The 12,790-nt window shown below is 38.3% G+C and carries 5 protein-coding genes; all 5 read right to left on the minus strand.

What is annotated here, in order from left to right:
* Positions 1-17: 17 nt before the first annotated feature.
* The gene (locus MWU82_RS03705) at positions 18-3,146 is read right to left on the minus strand and encodes a DUF5107 domain-containing protein (RefSeq protein WP_247095267.1); all 3,129 of its coding nucleotides are present in this window, start codon (positions 3,144-3,146) and stop codon (positions 18-20) included.
* Positions 3,147-3,150: 4 nt separating this feature from the next.
* Positions 3,151-6,474, minus strand: a complete 3,324-nt coding sequence (locus MWU82_RS03710; RefSeq protein WP_247095268.1) for a VCBS repeat-containing protein — start codon at positions 6,472-6,474, stop codon at positions 3,151-3,153.
* Positions 6,475-6,739: 265 nt separating this feature from the next.
* A complete protein-coding gene (locus MWU82_RS03715) occupies positions 6,740-8,317 on the minus strand; it encodes a SusD/RagB family nutrient-binding outer membrane lipoprotein (RefSeq protein ID WP_247095269.1) in 1,578 nt (525 codons plus the stop codon).
* 10 nt (positions 8,318-8,327) lie between these two features.
* Complete coding sequence (locus MWU82_RS03720; RefSeq protein ID WP_247095270.1) at positions 8,328-11,345, minus strand: SusC/RagA family TonB-linked outer membrane protein; 3,018 nt, start codon at positions 11,343-11,345, stop codon at positions 8,328-8,330.
* A 175-nt stretch (positions 11,346-11,520) separates the two neighbouring features.
* Positions 11,521-12,561 (minus strand): LacI family DNA-binding transcriptional regulator, encoded by a 1,041-nt coding sequence (locus MWU82_RS03725; protein WP_215950121.1) that lies wholly within the window; start codon positions 12,559-12,561, stop codon positions 11,521-11,523.
* Between the last annotated feature and the right edge of the window lie 229 nt (positions 12,562-12,790).

Here is a 12,790-nt window from a genome sequence, read left to right on the forward strand (position 1 = left end):
CCCTCTGGTAGGTGCAATCAATATTTGCTGGCCGCTTCCATTATCTTCAGCGACGGATTGCTTAAAACGTTTTTGTTTCTTAATTCCTGCAGTGAGGCAGTATCATTATGGTACAACGCCAAAACCATCTTGCCCATTAAGCTGGAATCGATATTTGAAATTCTATTTATGGAAGATTCCAATTCCGAGTTCTTCGCCAATTTTTTAAGGGACAAAAGTTCAAACAGGTCATTGGGGGTTACCACTTTCTGTTTGTTCTTATTTTTAAAAGACAATATACCGTTCAACAACTGTGCACTTTTATTTGAATCTTGGAGCATTTCATAATTCACTGCAAGCAAATAATCCTGTAGCCTTTCATCTGCATGGAAAGGTTTTCCAACTCCCAGGTTTTCTGGCCATTCTTTTGACGATTCCAAAAGGGATATGGCTTTATTGTATTTCCCGGATTTCATATTGTTCAACGCCATTAAAATATGAGCCTCGGTATATATTTTTTTACTTTCTGAAGCATGTTCAAAAGGTAATATCAATATATCCTTTAGGACTTCAATGGTTTTTCCATACTGATCGTTCAATAGGGAGGATTTCGCATAAATCAACCCGATATTGGCATTTTTGGGATATTTGGCGTACGACTTTTTAGCCAATTTATATGCAGGTTCAATTTTATCATTATCTAAATAGAATTGAACTACTTCCTCCCTAAGTTTCCAATCAGAACTGTTTAGCTGCAATGCTTTTAAATAATCCTTTTCATTGGCTTCGTAATCCTTATTTTCCAAAATTCGTGCCCTGAAACGATAAAAAATATCGGAATCAGGTTCATTTCCAGAATCCTGTAGAAGCTGTAACCCCAAATCCTTTTGTCCAACGGCGATATAGTTCTGCGCCAAGTAGTATTTAAATTTCCAATTTGCATTTTGGGAGATGGCCCACTGTAAAACATCAATGGTTTCAGGCCTGTAAGGGAAAACAAAATCAACCGGGGCTGCTATGGCCCTATCCAAGTATTCATTACTAGGCCAACCGGCCATATCCTGGGCCAAATAAGCTGTCCAAAGATGTATTTTGGCATTCGCTGTTTTGGACAATTTTAGAATCTCCATTGCTTCCTGTACCAATCCTATGCCCTTGTAATAAATGGCCAGTTCCAGTATGGATTCATCGGGAAATTCATTGCTGATCTCCTTCGGCATACTAATAGAGCCGCGCCCAGATTGAAATTGGGATTCTAACAGGGCAAAGTGATTCAATGGATCTATTCTAATTAGTTCGTCATATTCTTGATTAAATGCATTGGAGTTATTGTTTTTCCTATGCAACAATAATTTAATTTTTCGTGCATTTAGGTTGTAGGTATTGTAATCCAATGCCTTATTGGCATATTGCTCCACTTTTTCAAAATTTTGAACAAAAAAATAAATTTCGGCCATTTGGGCATAGGATACAGATCTATACTTAATGCTTCTGGCTGCCCAGCCAAAAGATTCCAAAGCATTTATAGTGTCATTTAGGGAACGATATATAATTCCGGCCAAGTAATTGGCTTCTGGGTTATAGGTATCCAATTTTAAAACCCTATTAACATATTTCAGGGCTTTGTCATAATTCGTTTTCCGATATTCCAAACCCGCCATTTTCAACAGTCCTTCTTGATGTGAGGGGTCAATATCTACCAATTCATTTAATTTTTTGGCGGCAAGTTCATAGTCCCTAAACTTTAGGGCCTCCCAACCTTCATGGTACAATTGTTGGCTCATGGAAACCTTTACTGCTTCATCATCAATAAACGGACGCTTTATGAGGGTGCTTTCACCATTTGAGGTATAAAATAATTTTTTATCACCTAATTGCACCACTATTTCCCCGGAGTCCTCCAATGGAAGCTCTTTGGAAAATACTCCCATAGGCTTTAGGCTAATTTCCTCAGAAAAAACTTCTTTCCCATTAATGGATACCCGCAAATTGTCTCTTAAACTTTGAAGGGCATTGATACCAATATAGATTCCTGCATCCAATTCCTTAACGTTTAGGACACCGTATTCCGTTGCATCTACCATGCCACCAATTTCCTTGAAAGGAAACCAGATTTCTCTCCAGCGGTCCATGACATAGGGTTCAAAATTGGCTTGGGAAATAGGATTGATTTCTCCGGGAAAATATTGATTAAGAAGTCGCCCCGCCTGGAATTCCATATACTGTCCATCGGTGTCCGTTAGTAAATCCTCCCAAATAGCTCCCGACCTTGCCATGGACCATAACCAGAGTTTCTGTCCCGGCATCTCTTCATAGGGTGCCCAATGGCCAAAACCAAATTTTCTATTGTGGTAGTATCCGCCAAAAAAGTCCTTATAATCGCCTACAACATGCTCGGAAATATCCTTGTCAAAATTATTGTTTTTATAGAGGGAAAGATCTCGACCTTCTGCATCTATGGGCCATGGTTTGGCTGTTCCTCCATGTTCCAAAAATTGATTCCCTGGATAGATGAACTCCAAATCGTCCGAAACCACTGCTGCAGCGGTCATCCAATTGTAATAGGATTGATCTATAGGGGAGCCATTGTACCAAGAGGCATTGGTCTCAAAGTAGGCCTTGTCCTTCTCGAGCCTAATTTCTACCCTCCAATCTGTACTTGATGGGAGGTCAGCACTGCCCACGACACAGCTTACACTGCCATCTTCATTAGTTTTTACCACATAATCTACCGGAGTAGCAGTGGAGGGATGATGCCCTATAATTCCAAAATTGAATTCAATACCTCCAGAGGTCCAAGGTCCGCGCATTGAAATATTCCGGAATTTGATTACTTCATTTTTATAAAGGAATTCCTCACCGGTACTTTTCTCTATAGCTCCCCAGACTTTACCACCTATTTCAGGCAGGACAAAGACTTTAATGAATTCATTTTCTAAGGTAACTACCTTCCAATTTTTCTTCTTTGCTATATTTTCATAACCTTCATACTTGAAATACGGAAAGATTTTGGCATTGTCCGTCAGGATAGGGACAGGGTTAGGTTTACTATAGTCATACGTTTCCAAGGACATCATTTCCTCCTTTATGGTCACAGATGGCGATTGTGCCATGGTTCCGAGACATAATCCCAATGCAATTATTACGCTGATACTCTTTACTTTCACTTTGCTATTTTTTAGTTGATTCTATTTTATACATTGCTATGGCATCATTGTTTCTTACAAACAACACTACCTGAGTTTTATCGGCCAAGGTAATTTTGGTGATGTCCCTTATTTCGCCGTCAATATTTAAACCACTTTCCAGTACAGTTGAAGGCTTAAAATTGCCTTTTCCGTCACCAAATAGGACCAAGCCCTTATTGGCATCATACCTTCCAAATTTCACCCTGGTTCCAAAAAAATTACCACCAACAACCAAGTCTTCGTTGCCATCATTATTAAAATCACCCTTTAATATCCCATATATTGGCGAAAATTGTGTTTCTACTGGCAAGGGAACGAGTTTAAATTTTCCATCACCTAGGTTTTCCATATAACTGGTATTGAAATTTTTAGCTTTTAAGACCATGGCCCCTTTTAATTCATCTGGGCTAAAAACATCGGTAATTTTCGCTGAGGCATAATCTGAATAATTTAAATATTTTCCTTTGAGACCACTTAATTGCCCCACCAAATCATCTTTTGAAAAAACAGGAAATTCTTCTCCCAGATTATAAGAAGTCATTATGGGATCCAAGGAACCATTGTTATCAAAGTCTTTGGTATATAAACTAACCGGCTCAGCTATGGACGTTTTTAATTGAGAATTTCTACCGAAGTTTCCAATAATATAATCCATATCACCATCCTTGTCAAAATCCCCTTGTTCAATGCTGTTCCACCATCCTTCAGAATCTTTCAGCCCATTGTTCTCATATACTTCCACAAGTTTACCACCTGCATTTTTGAATGTTCTGATTTTCATCCATTCACCTACTAAAATTAGATCATTAATAGTATCGTTATCAAAATCGGTCCATATAGCATCTGTAACCATTCCGGGGTATTCAAGATCTGGGTTTATAGTAAATGTGATATCCGTAAAAACGCCTTTACCATTGTTCTGCAAAATATAACTTCTTGGTGCTGTGGGATATTTGCCAGGAACCAATCTACCACCAACAAATAGGTCCAAATCCCCATCCCCGTCAATATCATTGGCTTTTACACAGGAACCACTAGTAATCATTTTAGGCAATCCTGTGGTGCTTTTTGCAAAGTTGCCCCTGCCGTCGTTAATGTACAGTCTATCTTGTAGTTCACTGGAATCTTCCTCAAAATCGTTTCCTCCGCTTACCACATAGAGATCTATATCCCCATCGTTATCCGCATCGAAGAAAAGAGAGCCAATATCTTCCGATTCCTTATCAGTAAGGAATGTTTTTTCATTTATGGCCAGGAACTTGCCTGAAGACATTTGCTTAAACATTCGGCCTTCACTTCCTTTGGCACCGCCTACATATATATCTTCCAAGCCATCATTATTTACGTCCGCTTTGGTAATTGTTGGTCCTTGGGTAGATAATTTATGGGGGAGTAACTGTTCCCGTTTAAAATCGTTATAATCATTCTCCAAATGCCGGTAGGGGATAAGACTGTCTAAAGTTATGTCCGTAAAAAAGGTTTTGCCAACTATTGCTTCGGAATTATTCTCCACTAAAGCCGCATCCTTTTGATTTAGGGTAATTGTTTGATCGGCCTTTACATCGGTCATAACCTGAACCCTGCCATCAGGCCAAATAATCTTAAGTTGATCTACGGACACGGCATCCCCAAGTCCAAAAATCAGATTAAAATCTACGGAAGATTGAAACCCTCTAGTAGGCATAAATTCTTGCATTAGTAATTTGTTTCCAACAGTTAAAGTGACTTTGGAGCCAATGCCCGAGGTGTTTTTTCCTTCACCCTTAAAATTGATTTTTAGGTGGTGGTTGGTAGTATGTAGTTCACTATTGTTTCTGTAAACAAAGGGGTATTCATCTATATTATTGACAACAAGATCTAGATCTCCATCATTGTCCAGATCGGCATATACGGCTCCATTGGAGAGCGATTTCTGATTTAAGCCCCATTCTTCATTAACTTTAGAAAAAGTAAGGTCTCCGTTATTGTGGTAGGTATAATTCTCTTCAATGGTAGCAGGCATATTCTCCAATAAATCTGTAATGGCCGTCTCTACACCGGTTTTATTTTGATTGATCCTATCCTGAACCGCAAAATTCAAAAAGTCCATATTGGTGTAATCGCGTTTTACTCCATTGGTAATAAATAAATCCTTAAAGCCATCATTGTCCAAATCAGTAAAAAGTGAGGCCCAACTCCAGTCGGTATTGGAAACTCCTGCGAATTGGCCAATTTCGGAAAAAGATTTCCCCTGATTGTTCAAATGCATCATATTCCTCATGGTCTGGTAATAGAATCCGGATTTCTCCAAAAAACTGTTTTTATCATAATTATCCGGACCGGACACCATCTTTAAACGGTAATTATTTTCTGGAAGCATGTCCAAAGTCATAATTTCCGGAAAGCCATCATTATTGATATCAGCTACATCCGAACCCATGGAGAAATGGGAGGTGTGTCCAATATATTCTTCGAGACTTTCAGTAAACGTGCCATCTTGATTATTGATATACAAATAGTCCTGTTCCTTAAAATCATTTGAAATATAAATATCTGGCCAGTTGTCATTATTCAAATCCGATACGGCTATACCAAGTCCGAAACCCAACACATTTGAAACAAGTCCGGCAGAATCACTTACATCAACAAACTTTCCATCATCGTTTCTATAAAGTCGGTCTTCATAGGCAGGATTTCTTTGCTGCTTTAGGCTATTGGATATTTGTCTAAAACTGGAATATTCCTGTGAGGAATGGTTCACCACATATAAATCAAGGTCTCCGTCCCGGTCATAATCAAAAAAAGCGCCTTGGGTGGAATAACCACTATCATCAACACCGTATTCTGTAGCTTTTTCAGTAAAAGTTAAATCTCCGTTATTAATGAATAATAGGTTCTTTCTTTTATAATCGTCTTTGGCAGCTGATCTACAGACATAAATATCCAATAAGCCATCCCCATTAACATCGGCCATAGTAGTTCCGGTATTCCACAAGCCTTCAGCAAATACCCCTGCTTTTTGCGCAACTTCTTCAAATTTAAAATTCCCTTTATTGATATATAACCTGCTTCCTACCATGCTGGCCGTGAAATAAAGATCCGTAAGACCATCATTATTGACATCACCAGCACTTACCCCACCTCCATTGTAGATATATCCATAGGTTAAAATATTAAATTCCTCGGTTTCCTGTAAAATAGGTTTAAATGTAATTCCAGTTTTGTTGCCCGGCATTAGGGAGAACATTTTGCTTTGATCTACACCTTGGCAAGAAAAAATAAATAGTGTTGTGACAAGCAGGCATATTTTGGTGATATTTTGAATCATATATATAAAGAATTAATCAACATAGGCTCGATTTCATGAATTATATTATAAAACCAAAAGCTTATGATATAATGGTAATAATTACAAAAGGTAAGTTAATTAATTCTATGGACTCACCACTATAAATGATTGGGATATAAAAGAATTTCTTGGACATTTATATTAATTATTATAATTGGTCAATAGCATAATCAAATAAAAAAAACCTGTGATTTTATAATCACAGGTTTTCATTTTGTTTACTATTAAATTAGATGTTTGAATATCAAAAGTTTGGTCCGCCAGTATCCCACCAAAGTCTTGTTCCAATTTCATCCGGTCCGCCTAATTTGGCTGTTGCATCTGCAACACCCGCGGCATTACCTTCGCGTTCTGTATTTACGAACGGCATTCTTTTTATAGCCTCTCCATCAGGAATTATACCCCAATCGGAATTACTACTATTCTGGTACACTGGAGGTAATTTAGGATAACCCGTTCTCCTGTAGTCTACCCAAGCCTCCATTTCGTTGGTATAGGCAGCGATCCATTTTTGGGTTATAATTTTCTCCAATTTGACCTCATTGCTCGCGGCCTCATCCCAAGCAACTGTTGTAGTGATCTGGTTAACAAAATCATTTACAGAACCAGTTGCCACAGGGTCGTTATAGTCTATAGGCAGACTTGTATTGTCCGCTAAATAGGCATCAACACCACCTGCGCCCCATAATTCAAAGGAAGCTCTAACACCCGCCTCATAGTTGGCTTGTGCATCTCCAGCACCGGCCCATCCTCTTAAAGCAGCTTCTGCCTTAATAAAGAATACTTCGTCGGCACTCATTACCTTACGCGAGGTAACCTTCGTTGGTTTGTTAAAATCTTCGTTTATTTTGGAGAAGCTCAATCGGTCATCCTTGGCAACCAATTCAGCACCGTTACGGATACCTTTATAAGGCCAATCTGGGTGATCCGTAACCAAAGTCAAATCATCTACAGGCTCAAAGAACGGCGCAATACGGTTATCTTTGTAGCCTATCAAAATAGATTCCATTGTAGCACTCATTCTGGTATCGCCCCATTCATAACAGATTTGTGCAGGGTGAAATTTTGCGCCATATAAAGAAATATTAAAATTGTCCTCATTGGTCTCAATTAGTCCTACTGGATCTGCCATAGCTTTTTCCCCTTGAGTTTTGGCTACATCAGGAGCTACCTTGGAGATACGCATGGCCAATTGTAATCTTAATGAATTGGCATATTTTGCCCATTTACTAACATCACCACCATAACTGGCATCAAACTCATTTAGACCAACATAGTCCGTATTGGCACTGAATACAGAGATAATTCTGTCCAGATCACTAAAGAAAGCATTATATAATGTTTCCTCGCTATCATAAAGGGCACTTCCTGTAGATCCATAATTGGTATAAAGAATTGGTCCATAATAGGTAGTAACCCTGGACATGGATACAATTCTAATCAAATTGGCCCATTCTACGAACACGTCATATCCATCAGCTGCGGCAATATCGATAACTTGTTTGGCAGGAGCCATAACATTGTTATATTCCCTAGCCCAGTAACCATTCCAACGTATATAGTAGGTAGTGTTGTTTACACCGCCAACAAATGGAGTAGGAGTGGCCAAATGCTGCGCAAAGGTAACATTGGTCAAGTTGTGATCTACCTGGTTACCAAATATTTGGCTAAGCATAGAGGAATAAAACGCTCCCACATGATTAAAATCCTGCTTTAATGATTCACCGGATATTTGATATGGATTTGTATTCGTTTCTTCAAAATCGTTGGTACAGCCGCTAAAGGCAATGACCATTGTAATTAGATATATTAACTTTTTCATCTTTTATAAATTAGAATGTTACTTTTAGATTAAATCCATAAGTTCCTGTTGAAGGAAGATTAAAGTTATCCAATCCCTGAGCATTTTGATTGGTACTCATTGCCAATTCTGGGTCGAAAGGAGCGTCTTTGTAGATATAGAACAAATTGTTTCCAATGAATGACAATGATGCCGCAGATATCGGTAATCCTAATTTTGACACATCAATATTGTAACCCAAAGAAAGTTGGTTAACCCTAATATTGGTACGGTCATAAACATAGGCCTCCCCAACACCGTTTCTATCACCTATGGCCCTAAACCAAGTTTCGGAATCCACAGTTGTTATGGCTGCTCCAGAGGTCTGGTCTACACCATTAACAGTAACACCACCAGCATCCCTTGCATCTGCAGTTCTTTGGGAAACTCCGGCACCGTCCAACATGGATTCGGTTTGACTAAACACATTACCTCCAAATTTACCATTTATTTGCATGCCAAGGGTAAATCTCTTGTAACTAAAGTTGTTGTTCCAGCCTAGGGTCCAGTCTGGATCCAAATTGCCAACTAGCTCAGTAGTTGGTGTCCTTAAAGGTTTTCCACCATCAAACAAGATTTGTCCTTGATCGTTCCTTAGGAATTTCAATACATATAAGTCATTGAAGGCTCCACCTTCTACCAATTTGGATTGATAACCTTCTGAAGATCCAAGATTGATTACTTTGTCATCATCAGGTCCTATATCGACAATTTTATTGGTGTTATTGGTAAAGTTAAAAGCTGAAACCCACTGAAAATCATCAGTCTGTATTGGAGTAGCGCTAAGCGTAATTTCCCAACCTTTATTGGTGATTTCCCCAGCATTGATGAATTTGGTAGTATAACCCCCCTCAGATTCGGACTGTAATAAAGGTACTTGAATAAATTGATCTTTACTAGTTAGACTATAATAGGTAATGTCCAATCCCAATCTGTTTTGAAAAAATCTCCAATCAGCACCAAATTCCAAACTGGTAATGATTTCAGGTTTCGCATCCAAAAATGGTTTTACCGTATTTCTGTCCACACCACCGTTACTACTAATTGTATTTTGTGGATTGATTCTGTTAAAAGGTACTTCGTTACCTACTTGGGTATAGGAAGCCCTTAATTTACCGAAACTAACAGCCTCTGGCATAGTGAACATTTCACTAATAATACCGGTTACACCAACAGAAGGATAAAAATAGGAGTCATTTCCTGTTAGGGCCAAAGTGGAAGCCCAGTCATTTCGTCCAGAAAGATCCAAGAATAACATTTCCTTATAACCCAACTGTATGTTGGCAAACGCACCTTGCTTAATAACAGATCCGTCATAGGTTGAACTTACCTGAACGTTAGTCGGAAGGTTTTGAAAAGTGAACTCATTAGGATAAAGTAATCCTATGGTACCAGTATTTACGCTTACACCGTCTCCGTAAACCGTTTTCTGATAACTTGCTCCCAATACACCGTTTAAACTGAAGTTTTCACTTAAATCCGTATCGTAGCTAAGAATAGCATCGGTATAGACCAATTGGTCATCATACTTTCTGTAATCCCAAGCACCTTTTGGGTGTACATTAGTAGAGTTGGAGGTAGCAGCGTGCTGTTGTTCAAACTCTTTTACAGCATAATCATAGTTACCCCTAACCTGTAATTTAAGCTTTTCGGTAATATCATATTCAAGACTTAAACTTCCTATAACCCTTTTATTTTCATCGGTTTTAGGCTCTTTGTTAATTATCCAATAAGGATTGGATTGATGGTGATCCACAACAAACCAGTTCTGTGTATATAAGTTTCTGTCAGCGTCGAAAACCTCGTAATTGTCTTTAAAGCTATAAAAATTTCGCTGTCTTGGAAACATATATAACCCTGTTAATGGGTTTAGGTAGTAACCAGCAGGCAACCTGTTTTTAGTTTCTTCCAAAGCCATAATAACACTGGAAGTAACAGTTACCTTGTCATCGAACATCTTGGTAGATTGCTTAAAGGTAAAGTTGTTCTTCTGGTATTTATTCTCCGGTGTTATACCAGAGGCAGATATATTACCATAGGAGAAATAGGCTGTAGTCTTATCATTTCCTCCACTAACGGTAACTGTGTTGTTGAAGTTATGACCAGTTTGGAAGAATTCTTCTACATAACTGTTTTGATAATCACCTGGGGTTGTAGACCAGCTTTCTTTGGCATTGCCATTTGCTCCGTATTTAAACTGTAAATCAGGCAGTTCAAGATAGTGTTCAAAAGTATAACCAGAATTTAAGCTAACGGTAGTTTTACCAGACTTACCTGCCTTGGTGGTAATTACAACCACCCCGTTGGCACCTTGACTACCATAAAGCACGGCAGCGTTGGAACCTTTAAGAATACTGATACTCTCAATATCGTCCGGGTTAATAGCTGAAAGACCGTCACCGGCATCAACTCCTCCCCACATTCCTGGTTGGCCACCTTTGTTGTTGGCCATAGGAATACCATCAATTACAAATAATGGTGAGCTATCACCACTCAAGGATTTGTTACCCCTAAGAACGATCTTGGTAGATCCACCGGCACCAGAACTACTTTTCTTAATTTCAACACCAGCAGCCTTACCGGATATACTGTTCATGAAATTAGGATCCCTAGTCGCCGTCAACTCATCTGCCCGCACGGTCTGCTGTGCATAGGTTAGAGTTTTTTCTTCCCTCTTAATACCCAATGCAGTAACAACAACTTCCCCGAGTTGTTCTGCATCTTCTTGCATAGATACATTGTAAGTATTAGATGCACCTACGGTTATCGATTGGGATTTCATTCCAAGAAATGAAAATACCAATACGTTTCCGCTTTCTGCCTCAATGGAATAATTTCCATCAAAATCCGTCTGTGATCCAGTTGTGGTTCCTTGAACAAGTACGTTTACACCTGGTAGTGGAGAACCATCCGTAGCATCGGTGACCGTACCTGTCACCGTTTTGCTTTGCGCCAGTAACGGATAGGTTCCGAACACTAGTACAAAAAATAATAGCAATTTTTTGACCATAATAAAATTGTTTGAGTTAATAATTTAGTTGTTTGTTAATATTAAGTTAAGAGTGAAATTAATCTTTTTTTTTTATAAAACAAATAGTAAAGGTGTTAATGTGTTCGAGCACATTAAATAAAACCTTATTTTTTCTAAGGCTAGTGCCGAATAATAATCGGTTTAAACAAGCTAATTAAATATAATAATGTGCGTTTTCTGTGGTAATAATATCTATAGGTAATAATTCCCGTGGGGGTAAGGGCTTTCCGAAAAGGAAATGTTCAGCTAAGTAATTAACACTCAGAAAAGCCTGTCTTTTTGGTTTCTGGTGAATTAAGAATTTTATGGCCCCTTGTTTAAGATACTTTATATTAGGCTTTAATAAATCATACCCTATAATTTTCCCATCCTTTTTTCCTAGACTTTCAAAAGCTTCTACCAACATATATGCTTTTGAATTGGTTACAAAAAAGGCACTTATATTGGGATTGCTTTTTATAAATTGGGATACCTCCAGATTAAAACTGGTTCTATCGGCAGAATTAAACGTTTTGGATACAATAACGTGATTGCTGCCCTGCTTTTCTGTAAAAAACTCTATAAACCCATTTTCCTTTGATTGCATATGGGGTTCTTTGTTTATATGAATGATAGCTATACCATCATTCTTTTCAATTATTTTCTCCATTAAACTTGCAGCAACCCTGCCACTTTGTTTAAGATCCTGACCTATAAAAATTTGCTCCTTAAAAGTGTTCATATGGTTGTTGAACAACACAACCGGAATCTTGGCTCCACAGCATTGTCCCAAAACCACTTGGGACTCATTTTCAAAAATGGGAGCCATTAAAAGAACATCGGGCTGGGATAGAATAGCTTCCCTTGATTGGTCCATAAAGGAGGTTCTATCTGTAGGGTCGTAAAAATATTTACTTATTAGTATTCCAAAAGGGGTAAATTGATCTGCGGCCTCTACAACTCCTTCATACGCAGGAATCCAATAGGGATCCTTTTCCGGGTCTGGAAGCAAAACATGTATACTATAGGTCTTATTTTTTTTAAGGTTCCTGGCAATGGGATTGGGCCTGTAGTCTATTTCCTTAAGTACTTTGTCCACCTTCTCGAAAGCATCTTTGGAAACCTTGCCACGTTTATGTAATACCCTATCTACTGTTCCCTTGGAAACACCTGCCATTTGGGCAATGTCCTTTATAGTATATTTCTCCTTAATCATTATAGTAGTTGATGCGGGAACAGGGTTTTATTTTTGGCATATAAAGAAACTCTTAACAGTTTGCTAACATTAAATATAGAAATAATCCCAAGAAATTACTTAAAATTTTCGAGGACTTGATCAATTTTCAGTATATCTATGCTATCAAACCTACTTGTATCCAAGTAAAAATGGATCTTTAATAGTTTAATTGTGGGTATACGTCCAATACGAATACCATTAAAATGAT

Source organism: Arenibacter sp. S6351L, assembly GCF_023016025.1.
Classification (GTDB): Bacteria; Bacteroidota; Bacteroidia; order Flavobacteriales; family Flavobacteriaceae; genus Arenibacter; species Arenibacter algicola_B.

Excerpts from the sequence above, each read along its gene's own strand:
- MWU82_RS03720 (WP_247095270.1), bottom strand. The coding sequence starts at position 11,345 with ATGGTCAAAAAATTGCTATTATTTTTTGTACTAGTGTTCGGAACCTAT.
- MWU82_RS03725 (WP_215950121.1), bottom strand. The coding sequence starts at position 12,561 with ATGATTAAGGAGAAATATACTATAAAGGACATTGCCCAAATGGCAGGT.
- MWU82_RS03710 (WP_247095268.1), bottom strand. The coding sequence starts at position 6,474 with ATGATTCAAAATATCACCAAAATATGCCTGCTTGTCACAACACTATTT.
- MWU82_RS03715 (WP_247095269.1), bottom strand. The coding sequence starts at position 8,317 with ATGAAAAAGTTAATATATCTAATTACAATGGTCATTGCCTTTAGCGGC.